This is a genomic window from Mangrovimonas aestuarii, from assembly GCF_028767185.1.
In the GTDB taxonomy this organism is placed as follows: Bacteria; Bacteroidota; Bacteroidia; order Flavobacteriales; family Flavobacteriaceae; genus Mangrovimonas_B; species Mangrovimonas_B aestuarii.
Genome location: NZ_JARACK010000003.1, coordinates 208,391 through 230,367, shown reverse-complemented (window position 1 = coordinate 230,367; position 21,977 = coordinate 208,391). Strand labels below are relative to the sequence as shown.

The window sequence follows — 21,977 nt, the reverse complement described above, 5'->3', positions numbered from 1 at the left end:
CTTTTTAAGTCTTAGAATAATCTTATCTTTACGTCTTAAACCTATTTATTAATCGTCTTCCGGAACACCTTGTGTTTCAGAATCAATATATATCACATATGGCTTGTAACAGTTGTTCAAGTGGAAAAGATGGCTTACCCAAAGGCTGTAAAAACAATGGGACTTGCGGAACGGATAGTTGCAATAAATTAACAGTATTCGATTGGCTTTCCAATATGTCTTTACCCAGTGGAGAAAAACCATTTGACTGGATAGAGGTGCGCTTTAAAAACGGAAGAAAGCACTATTATAAAAACACAGAAAACCTTTCACTTTCTATAGGTGATGTTGTAGCTACTCAAGCCCAATCGGGACATGACGTAGGTATGGTTACCCTAACAGGCGAGTTGGTACGTGTTCAAATGAAACGCAAAAAAGTTCCTGCTGACAAAGATGTATTTAAGGTATACCGTAAGGCCTCCCAAAAAGATATAGATATTTGGCAGGAAGCCAGGGATAAGGAAGAAGCCATGAAGGTTAAAGCAAGACAGTTTGCGATAGACCTTAATCTTCAAATGAAAATTTCAGACATTGAATATCAGGGGGATGCAAGCAAGGCAACATTTTATTATACTGCCGAAGACCGTGTAGACTTCCGTGAACTGATTAAACTGTTTGCTAGGGAATTCCGTACACGAATAGAAATGAAGCAAGTCGGGTTCCGTCAGGAAGCTGCCAGATTGGGAGGTATTGGTTCATGTGGGAGAGAACTTTGTTGTTCAACATGGTTAACAGATTTCCGATCTGTGAGTACCTCTGCAGCAAGATATCAACAGTTATCATTAAACCCACAAAAGTTGGCGGGGCAATGTGGTAAACTTAAATGCTGTTTAAACTATGAGTTAGATACCTATCTAGATGCTTTAAAGGATTTTCCTAAAACAGAAGTTAAACTGGAAACTGAAAAGGGGACTGCTGTTTGCCAGAAAACGGATATTTTTAAAGGGCATTTATGGTATGCTTACGAAGGAGAATGGACCAATTGGCATAAGATTACCAAGGAGCAAGCTATGGAAATTATCGAGCTGAATAAGAAAAATGAGAAAGTTGCCAGTTTAGAGGAATTCGCTTTAGACTTAGTAGAAGAGGATAAAGCTGATTTCGAAAATGTTGTCGGCCAAGATAGTTTAACACGTTTTGATAAACCAAAGCGAAAGAAAAAACGTAACTATAAACAGAGGAGCGATAGGGGTACCGCCAATAACAATAACAAAGGCAACACCAATAACAAAAACAACAATTCACCAAAGAACAAAAAAAGAAGACGCCCTAGAAATGCAAAATAGGATACTAGCTATACTTTTTATTTTTGCTTTTGTGTTGGTATCATGTGATTCCAACCAAGTATACGATAACTACAAATCTCTGCCCAATGTGTGGAATAAAGATTCAGTAGTTAGTTTTAAGGTTAATCCGCCAGATTCGATAAATGGATATAATCTTTTTGTTAATCTTAGAAATAATAATGGTTACAAATACAGTAATCTGTTTTTAATAGTTGAAATGGTGTATCCCCATGGCAAAACAATTAAAGATACATTGGAATATAAAATGGCAAAACCCAATGGTGAGCTTTTAGGAACTGGATTTGCAGATATTAAGGAAAACAAACTCTGGTACAAGGGCTACGAATATCCATTTGTGTTCAGTGAAAAAGGAGAATATACTGTAAACATTCAACAAGCGATGAGGGAGGCAGGTGAAGTAAATGGCGTTGCCAATTTGGAAGGCATAACGGATGTAGGCTTTAGAATTGAAAAAACAAAAACCCCAAACTAAATTACTATGGCAAAGAAAAAACAACAAGAAGTAGCAAATAAGTCATTCGATAAGTACGTAAGATGGTTTTGGATACTTTTTCTGGGCGGTGTAGGAGCCGTTGTTTTGGTATTTGCTTTGGCTTCATGGGGTGCATTTGGTGAAATGCCAGATCACACTGTACTTGAAAATCCAAAAACCAATTTGGCCACCGAGATTATTTCCTCAGACGGAAAAACTCTTGGTAAATTTTATTTAAACGATAACAGAACTCCTGTAGGTTATGATGAATTGCCCAAGCATTTGGTCGATGCCCTTATAGCTACTGAAGATGCTCGCTTTCGTGAACATTCAGGAGTCGATGGTCGTGGTACACTACGTGCTTTAGTAAAAATGGGAAGCGGAGGTGGAGCCAGTACGATCTCACAACAGTTGGCAAAACAGTTGTTTCATGGTGAGGGGTCTAAAAACATTTTCGAGCGTATTACCCAAAAAATAAAAGAGTGGATTATCGCTATTCGTTTGGAGCGCCAATATACCAAAGAAGAGATAATAGCTCAATATTTCAACATTTACGATTTTGGTAATAATGCGGATGGTATTCGTTCTGCGGCCAGTATCTATTTTGATAAAGAACCCCGCGATTTGGATATTAAGGAATCGGCAATGCTAGTAGGAATGTTTAAGAATTCTTCATTGTATAATCCAAGAGAAAAAAGAAACCCTGTAGGCACAAAAAACCGTAGAGATGTGGTTTTGGCCCAAATGGAGAAATATGAATACATTTCGGAAGAAGTTAAGGATTCTCTGCAGGAGCTTGATTTAGGCTTAAAATATACGCCACAGTCTCACAATGAAGGCTTGGCTACGTATTTTAGGGAATATGTTCGTGGTTTTTTAAAAGATTGGGTTAAGGAAAACCCAAAGGCAAATGGTGAGAACTGGAATATTTACAAAGATGGACTAAAAGTTTATACTACGATAGATTCCCGCATGCAGCGTTATGCCGAAAATGCAGTTGCAGAACACATGCCTAGACTGCAAGCAGAGTTTGATCATCAAAACACACCGGACAGGAATCCAACGGCACCGTTTTTAGGATTAACATCATCCGAAGTAGACGGTTTGCTTAAACACGCAATGAAGCGTTCAGAACGCTGGCGTAAGATGAAATACGATCTAAAGAAATCCAATGAAGAGATAGAAGCATCGTTTTATGAGCCAACGTCAATGGAGATTTTCTCTTGGAATGGGGAAATAGATACCGTAATGAAGCCTATCGACTCTATGAGATACTATAAGTCTTTCCTTCAGCCAGGAATGATGTCTATGGATCCTAATACAGGGCATATAAAAGCTTGGGTAGGAGGGATGGATTACCGCCATTTTCAATACGATCATGTAAAGCGTGGTAAGCGTCAGGTGGGGTCCACTTTCAAGCCGTTTGTGTATGCTACGGCTATTGATCAGTTGCATTTGTCACCTTGTGATGAACTTCCAGATACGCCGTTTTGTATAGAAAAAGATAAATGGGGTAACATCGAAGAATGGTGTCCTAAAAACTCAGGAGGCCAGTATGGAGGGAGCCGTACCCTTAAAGATGCCTTGGCTAACTCTGTAAATACCGTTACTGCCAGATTGATGGATAAGGTGGGGCCAAAGAATGTTGGAGATATGGCTAAGAAACTAGGGGTTGAAACTGAAATACCTGAAGTGCCTTCAATTGCATTGGGATCGGTTGACTTAAGCGTTTATGAAATGGTAGCGGCCTATGCCACATTTGCAAATAAAGGAGTCTATACCAAGCCGGTTATGATTACAGCTATTGAAGATAAAAACGGTACTATATTATATCAGTTTACTCCAGAAACTCACGACGTATTAAGTGAGGAAGCCGCTTATGTAACTGTTAAGTTAATGGAAGGGGTTACTGAATCTGGTTCAGGACAGCGTTTAAGACATAAAGGAGCAAGTACGGCTGTGTATAAGGAAATTATAACGGGTTACCCATATGGATTTACTAATCCAATTGCGGGGAAAACAGGAACAACTCAAAATCAAAGTGACGGATGGTTTATGGGCATGGTGCCAAACCTTGTAACTGGAGTTTGGGTAGGAGCAGAAGATCGAGCGGCTCATTTTAGAACTATTACTTATGGGCAGGGAGCCTCTATGGCGCTTCCGCTATGGGGATTATATATGAAGAGTTGTTATGCCGATAAGGAGCTTAATATTTCCGAAACAGATTTTGAACAACCTACAGAACTTAGTATTCGTGTAGATTGTAATCTTCAAGCCAATGATGAAGTTCAAGACGAAAAGATAATCGAAGAGGAAGTCCCAGATGATTTAGACTTTTAATATCACAAGCCATTCTGTTTTTAGAATGGCTTTTTTATTTTGTATTTTTAGCCGTTTAAAATTAGAACCTAGACTATGATTATAAAGAAAGTAAACACGGTTCAGGAAGCATTAGAAGGGGTTCAGGATGATATGACCCTGATGTTAGGTGGTTTCGGATTGTGTGGAATCCCTGAGAATGCTATTACAGAACTTGTTAAAAAGGGAGTAAAAGGATTGACCTGTATCTCTAACAATGCAGGAGTAGATGATTTTGGTTTGGGGCTTTTGCTTCAACAGAAACAGATTAAGAAAATGATTTCCTCTTATGTAGGTGAAAACGATGAGTTTGAGCGCCAAATGCTAAGCGGAGAGTTAGATGTGGAGCTTATCCCTCAAGGTACTTTGGCAGAGCGTTGTAAAGCTGCTCAATCTGGATTTCCTGCAATTTATACACCAGCAGGTTATGGTACCGAAGTTGCAGAAGGAAAGGAAACTAGAGAGTTTGATGGCAAAATGTATGTTTTGGAACATGCGTTTAAAGCAGATTTCGCTTTTGTAAAAGCTTGGAAAGGTGATGCAGCTGGTAACTTGATCTTTAAAGGTACAGCAAGAAACTTTAACCCTTGTATGTGTGGTGCTGCTGCCATTACTGTGGCAGAGGTTGAAGAATTGGTTCCAGTTGGAGAGCTTGATCCTAACCAAATCCATATTCCAGGTATTTTTGTACAGCGCATTTTCCAAGGAAAGGATTACGAAAAGAGAATTGAACAACGAACAGTAAGACAAAGACAATAATTATGGCTCTAGATAAAAACGGAATAGCAAAACGTATTGCCAAGGAAGTTCAGGATGGTTATTATGTGAATCTAGGAATTGGAATTCCAACTTTAGTAGCCAATTATGTTAGAGAAGACATACAGGTAGAGTTCCAAAGCGAGAATGGTGTATTGGGTATGGGGCCTTTCCCTTTTGAAGGTGAAGAGGATGCCGATATCATTAATGCAGGGAAGCAAACCATTACCACTTTGCCAGGTGCTAGCTTTTTTGACTCTGCAATGAGTTTTGGGATGATTCGCGGGCAACATGTTCACTTAACTATTTTAGGAGCTATGGAAGTCGCTGAAAATGGTGATATCGCAAACTGGAAAATACCAGGAAAAATGGTAAAAGGCATGGGAGGCGCCATGGACCTAGTGGCAAGTGCTGAAAATATTATTGTTGCCATGATGCATACCAATAAGGCTGGAGAATCAAAATTGCTTAAAAGGTGTTCATTGCCTCTAACTGGTGTAGGTTGTGTTAAAAAAGTGGTGACTAACCTAGCTGTTTTAGAAATAACAGATAAAGGATTCAAGCTATTGGAACGCGCTCCTGGAGTGTCTGTCGAAGAGATTCAAAAGGCAACAGAAGGAACTTTAATTGTTGAAGGAGATATCCCAGAAATGGATATTTAATCAAATTTCTCTAAATACGAATCAAATCGATGAGATGTTAAAAAAAATAACACTTCATCGATTTTTTTTGTTTTTTATCTAATGTTTTCAAAAAATGTGAGATATTTATAATCCCCAATGAAAACAACATAACCCAAAAACTTAGGCTTATGGATCCAAATCTACCTGAACAACCTACATTCTCAAGTAAATTTCTTAAAGCTTTTCGTAATCAATTAACCTTTTTTAGAAGCTTATTTTATCTGACAAAAAAAGTGTTTATGTTATAGACCTTTTGGGATGGCTTCAATAAGGGTCTTAGTATAGTCTGTCTTAGGGCTATCATATACCTCATCTGCATCTCCCTTTTCCGCAATTTTGCCATCATGCATAACTATGAGTTGGTCTGCCATGTATTTAACCACTGCGAGATCATGGGAGATGAAGATGTATGTAAAACCAAAGTCTTCTTTTAGTGTGTTTAAAAGGTTTAGTACTTGTGCCTGTACTGATATATCCAATGCAGATACCGATTCATCACAAACTATTAATTTTGGTTGTAGGGCAATAGTTCTTGCAATTCCTATACGCTGTCTTTGTCCACCGGAAAACTCGTGGGGATAGCGGTTAAAATGTTCCTCAGATAATCCCACTTGTTTTAATAGTTCTATAGTTTTTTTCTCTCGCTCTTTTTTAGAGTTATACAGATTATGTACAAGCATAGGCTCCATGATTGCTTGACCAACTGTTAATCTTGGGTTTAAGGATGCAAAAGGATCCTGAAAAATGATCTGAATATCCTTTCGGAGTGCTTTTAGAGCTTTTGGGCTAATATGGGTAATATCTTTTCCTTTATAGTATATTTTTCCAGCTGTAGCTTTGTCTAATTGTAAAATAGTGTTGCTAAGTGTAGATTTTCCGCAGCCGGACTCACCAACCAATCCTAAAGTTTCCCCTTCGTACAGTTTAAAGCTTACTTGGTTTACGGCTTTAAATGATTCTGGTTTTGAGAACCAACCGGATCGTGAGAAATACTCCTTCTCAAGGTTTTTGATTTCTAAAAGAGGTTCTTTACTATAAAGTTTTTTGTGAAACTCTTGTCTTTGCTCTGATGTAACTTCCTCCTCTAAAATGTTATTTTCAAGATAATCCTGAATAGTAGGGAGTTTTTTTAAGCGTTTACCCAATGTTGGGCGTGAGTGGATTAAGGCCTTTGTATAAGTGTGTTTTGGGTTCCTGAATATTTCGGTTACACTGCCTTGTTCAACAATATTGCCTTGATACATAACTGCAACATTATCTGCAATATCACTTATCAGTGATAAATCGTGGGAAATGAAAATAATGCTCATTTTGGTTTCTTGCTGCAGGCTTTTTAATAAGCTAATAATTTCTTTCTGTACTGTAACATCCAATGCTGTTGTGGGCTCGTCCGCAATAAGAATCTCTGGTTTACAGGCAATCGCCATAGCAATCATTACACGTTGCTTTTGCCCGCCAGATATTTCATGAGGATACGATTTGTAAACGCGTTTTGGATCAGGCAGCTTTACTTTTTCAAAAAGGGAAAGTGTTTCTTCTTTTCTTTCTTGTTTATTGAGTTTTGTATGTTGTTTTAGAATTTCCTCAACCTGTTTTCCGCAGCGCATGGAAGGGTTGAGTGAGCTCATGGGCTCCTGAAAGATCATGCTGATTTTATTTCCTCTGATGTTTTGGAAATCCTTGTTAGTAAGCGAAGTCAAATCGCTATCGTGAAACTGGATACTGCCTGATTCTATTGATGATACCTTGTTGGGAAGCAATCCCAATACGGCAAGGGATGAAACAGATTTTCCAGAACCAGACTCACCTACTATTCCAAGTATTTCATTGGAATTAAGGGTATAGCTTATATTGTGTAAAACCGTATGCTTGTTAAAGGCTACGGCCAGATTTTCAATTTTAAGAATGGGGGAGGTGTTCATTACACGTGTTTAATTTCATGAGGCTCCAAAATGGCTTCACCACGCAAACGTAATACAATTTGAGCAACTGCAATGGTATCCTTTTCGCAATAAGTTACAATTCTATCTATACCTTCATTGTAATAGACCTCTGCCACTTGACTCCCATCGATATCGTCTTTAGGTGAAGGAATTCCCAGTACATTAGTTAATAGTTTTAGGGAAGTGTAGTTTTTGTAATCACCAAATTTCCATAATTCCAAAGTGTCGAGATGTGGGACTTCCCATGGTTTTTTACCAAATAAGTTTAGTTTTTCTGGAAGTTCCATGCCGTTTATAATCATACGACGGGCAATATATGGAAAGTCGAATTCCTTGCCGTTATGTGCACAAAGCAATTGTTGTGGATGATTGTAATGTGATGTAAGCAAGTTTTTGAATTCCTGAAGGAGCTCCTTTTCCTCTCCGTGGAAAGATGTTGCCCTGAATGTTCGCTCATTTCCATTATGGGTGAAAAAGCCAACCGATATACAAACAATTTTACCAAATTCTGCCCAGATACCAGCTCTTTCGTAAAACTCTTCAGCAGTATAATCTTCTTTGCGTTGGTATAGGGATTTGGTTTCCCATAGTTCCTGTTTTACGGAATCGAGATCGGTAAAATGATTGGTTTCGGGTACGGTTTCAATATCGAGAAACAGAATGTTTTCCAGGTTGAGGCGCTTTATCATGGAGTTAACATATTGTATGCTTCGTCAATATATGTAAAAATATCCTTAGTAAAAATATCACCTGGCTCTCTTTTGGAGGTTTGATGGCCCAATCGAACGATGATAAGGTTGTCTTCGGGCTGTACAATTACATATTGCCCTAGATGCCCCCGCATCATAAAGAAATCCTTACCATGGTAATCTTGCATAAGCCACCAACCGTATCCATACTGCGGACTAGCTTCAAACCGGGGGGTAATCGCTGTTTTTATGAAAGCAGAGTCTAATAGCTGTTGGTTGTTCCACTTGCCATGATCCTTATAGAGTTTGCCAAATCGAGCAAAATCACGGGCATTGCTGGCGATACAGCAATAGGCCTTTTCGAGTCCGCCATCTTCACTGTCAAGTTGCCAAAAGGCTGGGTTTTCTGCACCCATAGGTTTCCAGAAATTTGTGCTCATATAATCACTAAGGGACTTACCGGTAGCTTTTTCAAGTACCATAGCTAACAATTGGGTATCGCCACTTGCGTATTTAAAAGCTTGGCCTGGTTGTTCTACAACCTTTAATCCGAGTATAATATCTTTTAAATGGTTGTCAAAATAAGCCCGGGTAGTAATTGAAAAGGGAGAATAATAGGCTTCATCCCAATTGGTTCCTGAGGCCATTGAAGACAAGTCGCCAACAGTCATTTGGGCTGCCAGCCCTTGTGAAAATTCAGGGTAAAAATCCCCCACTGGCTGGTCTAGTCCTTTAATGTAGCCATCCATAATAGCTTTTCCCAGCAGCGTGGTAACAACACTTTTGGCCATGGAGAAGGAGTTGCTCCTAGAGTTTTTATCAAAATCTTCATAGTATTTCTCAAACCAGATACTGTCGTTTTTAATTATTAGGTACGCTACCGTACCATACTTAGTATTCCAATCTTCCAGTTCTTGGCTAGTTGTGGCTGTGTTGTAGTTTTTGTGAATGGCCCATGGTTGCGGTTCACCAACCTCTATCAAACGATTATCGAAAGCTTTATAATCTTCCAAATAAGCAGTAGTATGTCCTTGGGCATAAACGGTCATCACGGCTTTGAGAAGGTAATCGTAACCAAAAACATAAAGGGATATAATAAGAAGTGCTATAAGGATTATAGTCCCAGATAAAATGCGTTTGAGAAGTTTCATTTGAGTAGGTATTAAAGGTATTTTAAATATAGCCAATTAGTATGTTTTTTTGAAATGAAAGTGATAGAGATTGAGCTTTTTTGTAAAAGCCAGATTGTTTTAACTCAGCTAGTACCCCAACTTACGAGGTAACAGTTATTTAACCTAAGGTTTACCGTAAGGAATTAAAGGCCAGAAGTTTAATAAATATCTTTAATCAGCCCTAAGAAAAAGAGCTATTGCGTTTTTTGAGTTTTGTTTTTAAAAATTCCCAGATCCGGACTTTTAATGCTGTCAACGGAATTTAAAGTTTAGGCGTAATGGATTGCTCCTTTTAATACAGTTTTAAGAATCATTGAAATCAATTTTTAATTATTAATCCTTAAACATTTATTATTATGGCTGAATTCTCTATTAACGTAGGACAGAGTCTTGTAGACAAGACCTTGGATCAAATCAAAAAGTACCCTTATCCTGTAATTCAATTTCCAAGTGAAAAGCTTGCCGAAGGCACATTTGAACAACAAGTTGAAATCGATGCACTTTTACCAAATTACCATTCCGATTTTGAAGCATTGGGTAAACAAGCCCTTGAGCTTTTAAAAGAAGAAGCAGAGCTGTTAACCGATATGGATGCCCCTCAATATGGAATCCACTATCAGTATATTCAAAATTACGATCTTAATCGCCATAATGAGCTATTGTCTTCGGAATACGACAGCTTAACAAGTGAAGACAAAGATGAATTGAGTGACTTAAATAACATGGTACAAGTAAAAGAGACCATGGAATTGGGCGTTCAGATTTCTGCAAGCTATGTGTTGAGCCACAAAGAATCGTTTACAACTGAAGTTGTAGCATCTGCCGAGAAGATTTTAAACCCAGACACTTTATTGTCTGAGGAGTTTTTAGGGTTCGGAAGATTCTTCAGAAGTATCGGAAATGCCATTGGAAGTATAGGTAGAGCCGTTAGAAACATAGGGAGATGGTTTGGTAGAAATATCAGAAAAATCATCGATTTTAAAAATCCAACAATTAATAAGCTTGAACTGCAAATCACAGAAAGACCAAGAATTACTGTAGGCAACCCTTTTATTGTTGAAAACCTAAAGGTAAAGGTAGCTACTATACAAGTTGTTATCCCTTACAGCGTATTTGGAGGTAAGTGGAGAACAATAGTATTTATGTTCAACAACCAAGTAGATCTATTAAGCTCAGGAAAATACCAGCTAGATACTGATGCCCTGAAAGTTTATGTTAAGCCATCATTTGATAAGCTCCAAATTAGGGTAAAACTATTGGGTGTGTATTTCTCTTTTAACTTAACGTCTGTTGCAAACCTTATTTTAAATGCTGTTGGTAAGGTTGAGGTTTACGATGCCTCTAACTTGGTAACTCCATTACAGGTTAAAAATTTTGAATATAAAATTACCGGTATTGAAACTTTAAGTTCAAACCAGAGCTTAACACTGAATATTCAGATTGATGTGCAATCGTTAGAAAAGTCGAATGTGGCAATCCTTAGTGGTATAGCAAGTTCTGAAACTCAGCTAAACTCACCTGTAAAGGAGTAATCAATTATCTGGCAGTAAAACAAGTATTGAAAAAAACGGGAGTGTAAAAGCTTCCGTTTTTTTTTTTTTTTTTAACCGTTTAGACTTTTGAATACAGATAAATTGGATTCACTCAAATACTGGTGCTAGCAATAGCAAATAAATGCATATAGTAAACGGTTATACTTCTCCGGATCAGGATACAGATTCTACCTAACAGATAATTTCAACAATATGAATTTTAAAAAGTTGGATGTTTTAAAAATACCGCTTTTTGGGTATTGTAGGTTTCTTTAGCAATGATTCTCTTTGTATAGAAGAGGTTGTGCTTTGTGGGAATGCCTTTGGTAATATTGTTAATGCTTTATTGTTAGCCTTTTTATTTTTGGAATGATTCTTAAAAAAGATAAAAAGTAATTGCTTACGGAACTATGGTCAAATTTAGATATAAAGCGTAGATAAATTACGTTTTAACGAAAATAATGAGTGTTTTGTAGAGTATTTAACAAGGTTTTTTCATGGGTGCTTCAATTTCTTAATTTTGACCCTTTATAGTCAAGACGTGTGTGCTACTGTCAAAAATTAATTACCAATTTAATACTTTCTGTTTTCGGTGCTAGCGCTATGTTGGCACTTGGCAACTGCGTGATTCTTAATCTAATTCCTTTCTCAATTTATTAAACCAATGCTTATGCTGCATCCATTATCCTTATTTAACCGTATTAGTTTTTTTATTGCCCTCATTATTACGTTTAGTTGTTTAAATCTTAATGCCCAAAATGAAGAATTATGGGGAATGACTCATAGAGGAGGGGTAGATGATGCAGGTGTTATTTTTAGAGCAGATTTAGAAGGAGGCAACCAAATGTTAAGACATGAATTTGGAAGGAATCAAGGTGGGGGGCCTATGTATACCAAATTATTGGAGGCTAGTAATGGGAAGTTATATGGTTTGACGGTCAATGGTGGCGAACATGATGATGGCGTTTTATTTGAATACGACGCAGTTTTAGGAAGCTATATAAAAAGATGGGATTTTGATGACGAAAGCGATGTCTCAGGGGGTAATCCATATGGTAGTTTAATAGAGGCTTCTAATGGAAAATTATATGGGATGACCCATAATGGAGGGGTGCACAATGCAGGGGTGATTTTTGAATATGACCCGGTTTCTAACACGCTATCTAAAAAATGGGATTTCGATTACATAAATGGGGGTGGTCCATTTGGAAGTTTGATTGAAGCTTCTAATGGTAAGTTTTATGGAATGACTTATGGAGGAGGTGAAAACTATCAAGGAGTTATTTTTGAATATGATCTAATTAATAACATTTATATAAAAAAATATGACTTTAATGATGTTGATGGAATTTACCCAAGAGGAAACTTGTTAGAAGCTGTTGATGGAATACTTTATGGGATGACGTCTTCTGGAGGGAGTAATGGCTTTGGAGTTTTATTTGAATTTGAAATTAATACAGGGAATTACAATGTAGAATTAGATTTTGATGGTGCTAATCTGGGTAGAATGCCTATGGGTAGTTTAATACAATCTTCCAACGGAAAGTTATATGGTATGACTTATCAAGGCGGGACAAGTAATTATGGTGTTTTGTTTGAATACAACCATGTTGACGACATCTTTGCTAAAAAAGTAGATTTTGTTGGAACCAATGGGAGGTCACCTTATGGAGATTTATTAGAGGCTAACAATGGAAATCTCTATGGTGTTACTGCTCAAGGTGGAACAGGGGGTAGCGGTTATGGAACTCTTTTTGAATTTGATATTACAAATAGTGAATTGAACGTTAAGGAGTATTTTGAATTAATTGAAACAGGTGCAAATCCTTATGGAAGCTTAATGCAGGCTACAAATGGAAAATTATATGGAATGGCACAACAAGGAGGGGTTGCTGTAACATATTTAGGATGGGGAGAAGGTAGTTCAGGAGTGCTTTTTGAATATGATTTATTTGCAGAGGAATTGATTAAAAGGATAGATTTTAATGCACCAGATAATTTTGGAGGGATGCCTTCAGGTGATTTGTTACAGGCTTCCAACGGAAAATTATATGGTCTGACAAAGTATGGCGGAAATTATGGGAATGGTGTTCTCTTTGAGATAGATCCCGTAACCCATGATTATGTTAAAAAAGTAGATTTTGATGGTAATTATATGGGAAAGTTCCCAGATGGCAACAGTTTAATTGAAGCCTCAAATGGTAAACTTTATGGAATGACCAAATCTGGTGGTATATATGGTTTTGGTGTTTTCTTTGAATATGATTTTGATTCAAATAGCTTTATAAAGCATTTGGATTTTGACGGGGTGAATACTGGCCAATATCCAAACGGTAGTTTAATAGAGGCTTCTAATGGCAAATTGTATGGCTTAACACAGTCTGGAGGTGTCAATAGTTTTGGCGTATTGTTCGAATTTAATACTGCAACAAACACTTATATAAAAAAGTTGGATTTTGATGGAGTGAATTTAGGTCAGTATCCAAATGGCAACCTAGTTGAGGCTCTAAACAATAAATTATTTGGTGTTACTAGTTCTGGAGGTGTAAATAATTATGGAGTCCTTTTTGAATACGATTTTAATACAAATACCCTAGCTAAAAAATATGAATTTGATTTTGTTAATCGTGGTCCTCAGGGTGTTGCGTTATCTAGTGAAGGTAAGCTATATGGGGCTACAGCTGCATTCTCTTTTTCGTTTTTTGGAAGTTATTATAAGTATGGAGCTGATTTTTTTGAGTATGATGTTAATGCTAATTCAATTAGTTTTCTTCCAAGTTTCAGTTATAATAATAGGCAGATTTCTCCAGTTTTTGTTGAACACGAAAATAAGTTGCTGGGGATAACCCAAAAATATTCCAATAGTACATCAACTGGTGGTACTATTTTTTCATACGACATTGGAACAGGAACAAGAACATTTCCTTCAGTTTTTAATAGTGAAAATGGCGCATTACCAACTAGAAATTCTTTGATAAAGGTGGTTAATGAAGGAATTCCTATTCCAGATGTGGAAATTTTACCAGACCTATCTGCAGATTGTGAATTGAATCCTGCTGTTCCTACAGCCAATGAAGGCGAAATTTTGGCGGTTTCAGATATTGACTTTCCGATAATTACTATGGGTAATACTGTTATTACTTGGACTTATAGTGATGAGAATGGAAATACTGCAACTCAAACACAAAATGTGTTTTTAGAGGATATAACGGCTCCTTCCTTAACATCTGTTGATGACCAAATTGAAGATTTAAATAGTAATTGTGAGTTTGTTATTCCAGATTATTCCAGTTTTACAATGGTAACTGATAATTGCGGAGTTACAATGAGTCAAACGCCTTTAGTTGGAACAACCATTACTGATTTTACGCAACCAACCTTAATAACGTTAACAGCGGAAGACCCTAGTGGAAATATTGCATCAATTAGTTTTAATGTTACATTAATAGGGTATCAGACATACTATTCAGATTTAGACGGTGATGGTTACGGTGATCCAGATACAAGTCTAGTGGTTTGTAGTCAGCCCATAGGCTATGTTGATAATGCTTTGGACTGCGATGATAATGACAATTCTATCAACCCAGTTGCTCAGGAGATATGCGATGGGGTTGACAATAACTGCGACGGTTTGGTTGACGATGCAGACGATTCTGTAATAGGTCAAACGACTTGGTATGCAGATACTGACGGTGATGGTTATGGAGATTCAAACAACAGTGCTTTGTCGTGTGGACAACCAACAGGTTATGTAGACAATGCCTTGGATTGTAATGATGGCGATAATGCCATTAATCCTGATGCACAAGAGATCTGCGATGGCATAGACAATGATTGTGATGGTCTGATTGACGATGTCGATGATTCTATAATTGGTCTATCTACTTGGTATGCCGATATTGATGGTGATGGTTATGGGGATTCAAACAACAGTATCTTGTCGTGTGGGCAAACAACAGGTTATGTGGATAATGCTCTGGATTGTAATGATGGCGATAATGCCATTAACCCAGATGCTCAGGAAATCTGTGACGGTATTGATAACGACTGTGATGGTTTGGTGGACGATGCCGATGATTCAATTATTGGTCAATTGGTTTGGTATCTAGATGCAGATGGTGATGGTTATGGTGATTCAAGTGATAGCGTTCTGTCGTGTGGACAACCAACAGGTTATGTAGACAATGCCTTGGATTGCGACGATAGCAATAATGCCATTAACCCATCTGCCCAGGAAATCTGCGACGGTATAGACAACGACTGTGATGGTTTGGTAGACGATGCCGACGTTTCAATTGTTGGACAATCGGTCTGGTATGCCGATACAGATGGCGATGGTTATGGAGACATTGCTTCAACAGTGATTTCATGTAACCAACCAATGGGCTATGTCGATAATGCTTTTGATTGTGATGATAACAATGGATTAATTAATCCAGGTTCTCAGGAAATCTGTGACGGTATAGATAACGATTGTGATGGTCTAGTGGATGATTCCGATGACTCACTTTTAGGAGGTGTTAGCTGGTACGCCGATGTTGATGGCGATGGTTACGGTGATGCAAATTCAAGTGTAGTTGTTTGTGGTCAGCCAATAGGCTACGTAGACAATGCCTTAGACTGTGACGATAACAATTGGAATGTCCACCCCGATGCCCAGGAAGTTTGTGATGGCATAGACAACGATTGTGACGGCTTGGTCGATGATGCCGATGATTCGCTATTAGGTCAGTTGCTTTGGTATTTGGATAATGACGGCGATGGTTACGGAGATATTGCAATTAGCCAATGGTCATGTAATCAGCCAGATGGTTATGTGTACGATAATCTGGATTGCAACGATGGAAATGCTTCTATTTATCCTGGTGCTCCAGAAATTTGTGATGGTGTAGACAATGATTGCGATGGCTTGATTGACGATCAGGATTTAGATGTTGTAGGCGGTGGATTGTGGTATGCCGATGTTGACGGTGATGGTTATGGTGATATAACTAGCAGTATTGAAGCTTGTAACCAACCATTGGGATACGTGGACAATGCTTTGGATTGTAATGATAATGATGCGGAGATCAACCCTGATGCAGTAGAGGTTTGTGATGGAGTAGATAATAACTGTGATGGGTTGTTGGATGATGAGGATGCAGTCGTTATTGGAGAGATGGAGTGGTATGCCGACGTTGATGGCGATGGTTATGGGGATGCTAGTACAGTGGTAATTAGTTGTGGTCAGCCAGAAGGTTATGTGGGCAATAACACAGATTGTAATGATAGCAATGCTATGGTTAACCCAGGCATGGAGGAATCACCATGTAATGGTATTGACGATAACTGTAATGGTTTTGGTGATGATATGGATATTAATCAGCCGGTGTGTATGATAGACGATATCACAGTAGTTCTAGATGCTAATGGATATGCAATGGTAAATCCAGAGGATTTGGATGTTGGATCGACAGATAACTGTGGTATTGTAGAAATGAGTGTTGAGCCCTCAGAGTTTGGTTCTGAGGATGTAGGGAGCAACGTGATTAGTTTAACAGTAGTTGATAGCAGCGGTAACAGTTCAACCTGTTATGCCATTGCTAAAGTTGAGCTTGGAGGAGGTGTTGTTGGTGGTTTGGATGAGGTTATGATCTATCCCAATCCGTTTAACAATGCCATAAACTTTAGATTTCCGGAAACCTATTTAGGCACGATAATTACCATTGAGATTTTTGATCTTCATGGGAGATTATTGAAATCAAAGCAAACGTTTTACGATCAAGGATTCTTTGAGCTCAAAGGCATGGAAAGCGTGGAGGAAGCCCCTTATTTTATAAAGGTGACAAATGGAAGAACTCAAGAGAATGTAATTAAAACGCTTATAAAAAGAGGGTAAGGCACAGAAAGGGCTGCTTAATATGTCGTTCTTCGTCAACCTGAACTTGTTTCAGGTTTCCATGACCCTGAAAAAACACCGCATCCTGAATATCTTTCAGGATGCGGTGTTTTTAGTTTATTTCTAAAATCTTAGGAAGTAAGCAGCTGTAATGATGTTTAGTCGCTCCATAAAATTATTTTTGTTCGGTATTGAAGTTTCAAAGCCTTGGAAATCTGATTAAAAGTGCTAGTGCAGGAAGAAATTTTACTTCGTTTTATCGTCTGAATGAATGCTATCATTCTATTGCCTATTATTAGGCTATTTTATTTTTATTCAATCTTAACACTAAGATAACTTGCTGAAACTCTTTTTAATCGTAATATTGCAATGTAACAATTTAATGTCATGGGCTTATCTAAAACAGAAATATTTAGCAAAGAACAAAATGAGATTGCTTTAATAGCAAAAGTACTTGGGCACCCGGCACGAGTGGCTATTTTACAACATCTTTTTAAAATCGATACTTGTGTGTGTGGTGACTTGGTTAATGAAATAGGATTGGCTCAGCCTACCATCTCACAGCATCTTAAGGAACTTAAAAATCTAGGTTTAATTAAAGGTAATGTAGAAGGTACCAGTGTTTGCTACTGTATAGATACAGAAAATTGGTTGTCCATGAAAAACACCATGAAGCTGTTTTTAGATCAAGATATCCCTAAAACAGAATGTTGTTAAATTATTATTACTAAATGCTAATTAGCAATAAAAAACATAGTTATGACTTTATCAGAAATCAAATTATACTTAAAGGGAATGAATACCATTGCCTTTAGATTGCCAAATGGAAACTACGTGCCAGCTCATTTTCATGTTACCGAGGTGGGAAAGATCACTAAGGACTTCATTGACTGCGGAGGTGTAGTAAGACATGAAGAAACCGTGAATTTTCAGCTTTGGGAAGCCAATGATTATGACCATAGACTACATCCAGAAAAATTGCTTCATATTATTGAGCTTTCTGAAAAAACTTTGGGTATAGGGGATTTGGAAATTGAAGTAGAATACCAAGGGCAGACCATCGAGAAGTTCAACTTAGATCTTGATGGTAAGGACTTTGTTCTCACTTCAAAGCAAACCGACTGTTTGGCCAAGGATAACTGTGGTATTCCACAAGAAAAGCCTAAAGTAAGACTATCCGATTTACAAGCTAGTTCGGCTTCTTGTTGTTCTCCGGATTCAGGTTGTTGTTAATTTTTATTAAACGTATAAACTAATATGGTTACCACTAAAACCACAATGCTGCCAAGAGTCATTGAGGCTATTGAAGGCATAGAGTTGGAAAACATTTCAGAAGACCGAAAAGCAATATTGCAGCCTTTAATGGATTATATCCAGCAGAAAAAGGATAATAACAAGGCCATACGGCTTAACTTCATCTGTACTCACAACTCTAGAAGAAGTCACTTATCGCAGATTTGGGCACAAGCAATGGCACATTATTACAATATGAATAACGTTAGTAGTTATTCAGGAGGTACCGAAGCTACGGCATTGTACCCTATGGTTGCCCAAACTTTGGCTAAGCAGGGATTTTTAATTGAAACACTATCTGAGGGTAACAATCCTGTATACAGTATTAAATATTCTGTTAATGAGCTGCCTGTTATTGGGTTTTCCAAAACCTATGATGATGGTTTTAACCCACAAAGTGGATTTGCAGCAATCATGACCTGTTCGCAAGCCGATGGCGGTTGTCCGTTTATTGCAGGAGCAGAAAAACGTGTGCCTATAACCTTTGAGGATCCAAAGGCATTTGATAATACGCCTCAGCAGGAAGAAAAATATTTGGAACGCAGTGTCCAGATAGCAAGTGAAATGAAATACATTTTCTCAAACATCAAGTAATGGAAAACAAAGGAAAAAAGAAACTCAGTTTTTTAGACAGTAATTTAACCTTATGGATATTTTTAGCCATGGCAATCGGCGTTGGTATCGGATATTTTTTTCCATCGTTCCCTAGTGTTATCGATTCTATGAGCAGTGGGACGACCAATATTCCAATAGCCATTGGGCTTATTGTTATGATGTATCCTCCTTTGGCTAAGGTAAATTATGCTTTGTTGCCCAAAGTGTTTAAAAACGTAAAGATATTATCTGTGTCGTTGCTGCTTAATTGGGTAATCGGCCCTGTGTTGATGTTTGTGCTTGCGTTGCTGTTTTTACAGGATTATCCGGAGTATATGGTTGGTTTGATATTGATTGGATTGGCGCGTTGTATTGCTATGGTATTGGTTTGGAATGACCTAGCCGAAGGAAGCTCGGAGTATGGCGCCGGATTGGTAGCGCTGAACAGTATTTTCCAAGTGTTTGCCTATAGTTTTTACGCGTGGTTATTCATTACTAAGCTACCGCCTTTATTAGGTTTTGAAGGAGCTATAATTGACATTTCTATTGCTACTATTGCAGAAAGCGTAGTCATTTATTTGGGGATTCCTTTCCTTATGGGTATTATAAGCCGCGTGGTATTAGTGAAACTGAAAGGAGAAGCCTGGTATACCAAAACCTTTATTCCTAAAGTGTCTCCATTAACCTTAATAGCGTTATTATTTACCATTGTTGTTATGTTCTCATTAAAAGGGGAATTGATCGTTGAGATACCAATGGATGTATTGATTATTGCCGTACCATTGTTGATTTACTTTGCAGTGATGTTTGTTGTTGGATTCTTTGTTACCAAGTCCACGGGAGCAGATTATAACAAAACCACAGCTGTAGCCTTTACGGCTGCTGGAAATAATTTTGAGTTGGCCATTGCTGTTGCCATTGCTGTTTTTGGATTGAATTCAGGTCAGGCTTTCGCTGGGGTAATAGGGCCACTGGTTGAGGTGCCAGCACTTATTTTATTGGTGCGTGTTTCGTTTTGGCTTAGAGAAAAATATTTTGTGAGCAAGCCTCAGAAAGTTGTTCAGGAGTAATCTTTTTAATTGTTGCCCATAGCAGAATACAATTAGAACTATAAAACAAAAAAACCGACTGAGAAGTCGGTTTTTTTGTTTTTTTAAAACTCTCTAATATTGTCTAATAGAGTTTTCATGATTCAAGAGTTAATGTTTTAGGTGGATTAAGCCGTTACGTCGCAATTAGAACTCAACAGTATTTGAGGGTTTTTTTTGGTTCGCTTTATGAAATAGATCACGGAAAAAATAACGAAGATAATAATGGCTATAGAAGCATTTAGATTAAGTTTAATGAAAAATGTAGTCCATGCTCCTTTATAATCAATACTTTCTTTTAAAACCAAAATAAGAACACTGCCTAGATAGCCCAAAGCATCTGCCGTATAAAAAAGAAAACCAACATTGCCTTTAAACTTAAGCATAGCGATTAGTCGTTCAAACATTAGGCAGTGGAACAAAATATAAGGAAGGTAAATTCCAATGCCGGTGCTCACCATCCAAAACACTGGAGAAACCATATTTTCTTTGAAAAGTAAAGTTGCTATTAAAATTGTAGCAGCCCCAAGTGCAGTGAGCCACATTCCTAGGTTAAATGCTTTCTGGTTATTTCTTATTAGTACCCCTATAGCCGCAATAATTAATACTATTATCGCGACTGGGATTTCGGTGAAGGTAATAAGTCCTGGCTGTTGAGTGTAACCAAGTTCGCTCCAAAATTCAACTACAAAATTATCCCTAAAATCCCTAACAATAGTTAAAACAATATAGATTACAACTAAACCTGAAAAACCTACGCCATGTTTTTTAAGAAACTTCTTTCTTGTTGTTTTTGTCATAGGTACTCTTTCAAATCTAGCTTTTATGTCTTCTTGAGTTGGAGTTCCTGCCTTGTTCAACATCCAGACAGCAAGTAGAAAAAGAGGGAAGAACAATAGTCCAGTAGTAAAGGGCATAAGAGGTTCTGATATATTAAAATTCTGCATCAAAAAAAGCCCCGAGGTTTTTACAAGACCTGTGGAAAATATAAAGGTTGCACTAAGGGCGGCGGCTAAAAGTTCGGTGTTTTTTCTTCCTTCAATATATGAAAGGACTACTCCAAAGACCATTCCTAATGGCAGTCCGTTAAAAAAAAGAGTGATTATTTTAAGTTCTGGGGGGACAAATGAAAAAAGTAAAAGCATGGCCAAGGCAAAACTTACTAAACTAATAAGCCATTTACTCCTTCTATTATGAGACATTTCCGAAATGACCTTTATCCCCATAAATTTTGATACCATATAACCTAGTACTTGACTTATCACTAAAACTGTTTTAGTATCAAGATTAAAACCTAGATCGAGGTCGAGGTATTGTCCTGCCAAAAATGCTTTTCTAACAGCATACATGCCTGTATAGCACAAAAAGGCTGCGGTCATAATCCAAATTGCAGATAAGTTTTTGTTTTTTTCTATGACACCAGAGAGGGTTACTTTGTTCAAAATGAAATGAATTATGGTTTTGGCAAATGTATATCCCGGGACAAGGAGTAAGATTACTATAATGTGAAATAACGATTAAATATTTCTTAACAGGCAATAAAATTTCTTTTAAAGAAATATTTTTGTGGCTGATATTTAAAAATTATGACGGAAAACAATTATTTGATTATTTGGATAGGGGCAAAAATTCGAGAACTAAGACAATATAAAAATTGGAAACTGGCGGATTTAGCAGAATTGTCGGATGTGAGTAGTGCTATGCTCTCTAAAATAGAGAACGGTAGAGTGTTTCCAACGTTTCCAACGCTTTTGAAAATACTTAAAACCCTTGAGGTGGATTTAAACGATTTTTTTGAGGGTGTTAAAAGCACACAGGCATTCCCGGGATATATGGTGGTGAGGAAAGAGGATTATTGCGAAACCGAGAAAGAGGAATCCAAAGGCTTTCAATATAAAAATGTACTGTCACATAACCTTAGAGATGTTTCGTTGGAGGTTTCTATACTTACATTGAGTACAGATTCTCATAGAGAGATGGTAACTACAGAGGGATATGAATTTATTTACATGTTACAAGGTGATATTTCATTTGGTTTGGATGATAAGCTTTTAGAATTACGACAAGGGGACTCTTTGTTTTTTGATGGTAGAATACCCCATGTTCCCTACAGCAAGTCTGATAAAGAAGCGGTTATTTTAGTCATTTATTTAATTGCACATTCTTAATATAT

General features: G+C 37.5%; 16 protein-coding genes. 12 read left to right on the top strand and 4 right to left on the bottom strand.

The window, feature by feature from the left end; genetic code table 11:
• Positions 1-98 precede the first annotated feature (98 nt).
• The 5 genes from PWU04_RS05745 to PWU04_RS05725 all read left to right on the top strand — a co-directional run bounded on the left by PWU04_RS05745 (position 99) and on the right by PWU04_RS05725 (position 5,594).
• Complete coding sequence (locus PWU04_RS05745; protein ID WP_274474915.1) at positions 99-1,325, top strand: PSP1 domain-containing protein; 1,227 nt, start codon at positions 99-101, stop codon at positions 1,323-1,325.
• The gene (locus tag PWU04_RS05740) at positions 1,315-1,818 is read left to right on the top strand and encodes a gliding motility lipoprotein GldH (protein WP_274474914.1); all 504 of its coding nucleotides are present in this window, start codon (positions 1,315-1,317) and stop codon (positions 1,816-1,818) included. The genes PWU04_RS05745 and PWU04_RS05740 overlap by 11 nt, the downstream gene beginning before the upstream one ends.
• A 6-nt stretch (positions 1,819-1,824) precedes the next feature.
• Positions 1,825-4,158, top strand: a complete 2,334-nt coding sequence (locus tag PWU04_RS05735) for a penicillin-binding protein 1A (protein ID WP_274474913.1) — start codon at positions 1,825-1,827, stop codon at positions 4,156-4,158.
• Between the two features lie 75 nt (positions 4,159-4,233).
• Positions 4,234-4,935 carry a CoA transferase subunit A gene (locus PWU04_RS05730; protein ID WP_274474912.1) on the top strand — a complete coding sequence of 234 codons (702 nt, stop codon included), beginning with the start codon at positions 4,234-4,236 and terminating at the stop codon, positions 4,933-4,935.
• Between the two features lie 2 nt (positions 4,936-4,937).
• On the top strand, positions 4,938-5,594 hold the full coding sequence (locus PWU04_RS05725) for a CoA transferase subunit B (protein ID WP_274474911.1): 657 nt from the start codon (positions 4,938-4,940) through the stop codon (positions 5,592-5,594).
• A gap of 263 nt (positions 5,595-5,857) precedes the next feature.
• Here PWU04_RS05725 and PWU04_RS05720 read toward each other — a convergent pair whose 3' ends face one another.
• Genes PWU04_RS05720 through PWU04_RS05710 form a run of 3 tightly spaced genes read right to left on the bottom strand, consistent with a single transcriptional unit; the run spans position 5,858 to position 9,398 of the window.
• Positions 5,858-7,537 (bottom strand): ABC transporter ATP-binding protein, encoded by a 1,680-nt coding sequence (locus PWU04_RS05720; protein WP_274474910.1) that lies wholly within the window; start codon positions 7,535-7,537, stop codon positions 5,858-5,860.
• Positions 7,537-8,247 (bottom strand): 3'-5' exonuclease, encoded by a 711-nt coding sequence (locus PWU04_RS05715; RefSeq protein ID WP_274474909.1) that lies wholly within the window; start codon positions 8,245-8,247, stop codon positions 7,537-7,539. Before PWU04_RS05715 ends, PWU04_RS05720 begins: the two co-directional genes overlap by 1 nt.
• Positions 8,244-9,398 (bottom strand): serine hydrolase domain-containing protein, encoded by a 1,155-nt coding sequence (locus PWU04_RS05710; RefSeq protein ID WP_274474907.1) that lies wholly within the window; start codon positions 9,396-9,398, stop codon positions 8,244-8,246. The genes PWU04_RS05715 and PWU04_RS05710 overlap by 4 nt, the downstream gene beginning before the upstream one ends.
• Positions 9,399-9,775: 377 nt before the next feature.
• Here PWU04_RS05710 and PWU04_RS05705 point away from each other — a divergent pair, with 377 nt between their 5' ends.
• The 6 genes from PWU04_RS05705 (at position 9,776) to arsB (ending at position 19,786) form a co-directional block, all read left to right on the top strand.
• Positions 9,776-10,951, top strand: coding sequence for a hypothetical protein (locus PWU04_RS05705; protein WP_274474906.1), 1,176 nt, complete (start codon positions 9,776-9,778; stop codon positions 10,949-10,951).
• Positions 10,952-11,621: 670 nt separating this feature from the next.
• The gene (locus tag PWU04_RS05700) at positions 11,622-16,829 is read left to right on the top strand and encodes a choice-of-anchor tandem repeat GloVer-containing protein (protein ID WP_274474905.1); all 5,208 of its coding nucleotides are present in this window, start codon (positions 11,622-11,624) and stop codon (positions 16,827-16,829) included.
• A 387-nt stretch (positions 16,830-17,216) separates the two neighbouring features.
• Positions 17,217-17,546, top strand: a complete 330-nt coding sequence (locus tag PWU04_RS05695) for an ArsR/SmtB family transcription factor (RefSeq protein WP_274474904.1) — start codon at positions 17,217-17,219, stop codon at positions 17,544-17,546.
• 42 nt (positions 17,547-17,588) lie between these two features.
• Positions 17,589-18,062 carry a DUF6428 family protein gene (locus PWU04_RS05690; protein WP_274474903.1) on the top strand — a complete coding sequence of 158 codons (474 nt, stop codon included), beginning with the start codon at positions 17,589-17,591 and terminating at the stop codon, positions 18,060-18,062.
• A 45-nt stretch (positions 18,063-18,107) separates the two neighbouring features.
• Complete coding sequence (locus tag PWU04_RS05685; protein WP_406600940.1) at positions 18,108-18,716, top strand: arsenate-mycothiol transferase ArsC; 609 nt, start codon at positions 18,108-18,110, stop codon at positions 18,714-18,716.
• The gene (gene arsB, locus PWU04_RS05680) at positions 18,716-19,786 is read left to right on the top strand and encodes an ACR3 family arsenite efflux transporter (RefSeq protein ID WP_274474901.1); all 1,071 of its coding nucleotides are present in this window, start codon (positions 18,716-18,718) and stop codon (positions 19,784-19,786) included. Before PWU04_RS05685 ends, arsB begins: the two co-directional genes overlap by 1 nt.
• A gap of 146 nt (positions 19,787-19,932) precedes the next feature.
• On the opposite strand, the gene PWU04_RS05675 is transcribed toward arsB, so the two are convergent.
• Positions 19,933-21,246: a DUF5690 family protein gene (locus PWU04_RS05675; RefSeq protein ID WP_274474900.1), complete on the bottom strand. Its 1,314-nt coding sequence runs from the start codon at positions 21,244-21,246 to the stop codon at positions 19,933-19,935.
• 144 nt (positions 21,247-21,390) lie between these two features.
• Here PWU04_RS05675 and PWU04_RS05670 point away from each other — a divergent pair, with 144 nt between their 5' ends.
• Positions 21,391-21,972: a helix-turn-helix domain-containing protein gene (locus PWU04_RS05670; protein ID WP_274474898.1), complete on the top strand. Its 582-nt coding sequence runs from the start codon at positions 21,391-21,393 to the stop codon at positions 21,970-21,972.
• Positions 21,973-21,977 lie beyond the last annotated feature (5 nt).

Bases quoted from the DNA above. Each gene is read 5' to 3' on its own strand.
- PWU04_RS05745 (WP_274474915.1), top strand. From the start codon at position 99: ATGGCTTGTAACAGTTGTTCAAGTGGAAAAGATGGCTTACCCAAAGGC.
- PWU04_RS05740 (WP_274474914.1), top strand. From the start codon at position 1,315: ATGCAAAATAGGATACTAGCTATACTTTTTATTTTTGCTTTTGTGTTG.
- PWU04_RS05735 (WP_274474913.1), top strand. From the start codon at position 1,825: ATGGCAAAGAAAAAACAACAAGAAGTAGCAAATAAGTCATTCGATAAG.
- PWU04_RS05730 (WP_274474912.1), top strand. From the start codon at position 4,234: ATGATTATAAAGAAAGTAAACACGGTTCAGGAAGCATTAGAAGGGGTT.
- PWU04_RS05725 (WP_274474911.1), top strand. From the start codon at position 4,938: ATGGCTCTAGATAAAAACGGAATAGCAAAACGTATTGCCAAGGAAGTT.
- PWU04_RS05720 (WP_274474910.1), bottom strand. From the start codon at position 7,537: ATGAACACCTCCCCCATTCTTAAAATTGAAAATCTGGCCGTAGCCTTT.
- PWU04_RS05715 (WP_274474909.1), bottom strand. From the start codon at position 8,247: ATGATAAAGCGCCTCAACCTGGAAAACATTCTGTTTCTCGATATTGAA.
- PWU04_RS05710 (WP_274474907.1), bottom strand. From the start codon at position 9,398: ATGAAACTTCTCAAACGCATTTTATCTGGGACTATAATCCTTATAGCA.
- PWU04_RS05705 (WP_274474906.1), top strand. From the start codon at position 9,776: ATGGCTGAATTCTCTATTAACGTAGGACAGAGTCTTGTAGACAAGACC.
- PWU04_RS05700 (WP_274474905.1), top strand. From the start codon at position 11,622: ATGCTGCATCCATTATCCTTATTTAACCGTATTAGTTTTTTTATTGCC.
- PWU04_RS05695 (WP_274474904.1), top strand. From the start codon at position 17,217: ATGGGCTTATCTAAAACAGAAATATTTAGCAAAGAACAAAATGAGATT.
- PWU04_RS05690 (WP_274474903.1), top strand. From the start codon at position 17,589: ATGACTTTATCAGAAATCAAATTATACTTAAAGGGAATGAATACCATT.
- PWU04_RS05685 (WP_406600940.1), top strand. From the start codon at position 18,108: ATGCTGCCAAGAGTCATTGAGGCTATTGAAGGCATAGAGTTGGAAAAC.
- arsB (WP_274474901.1), top strand. From the start codon at position 18,716: ATGGAAAACAAAGGAAAAAAGAAACTCAGTTTTTTAGACAGTAATTTA.
- PWU04_RS05670 (WP_274474898.1), top strand. From the start codon at position 21,391: ATGACGGAAAACAATTATTTGATTATTTGGATAGGGGCAAAAATTCGA.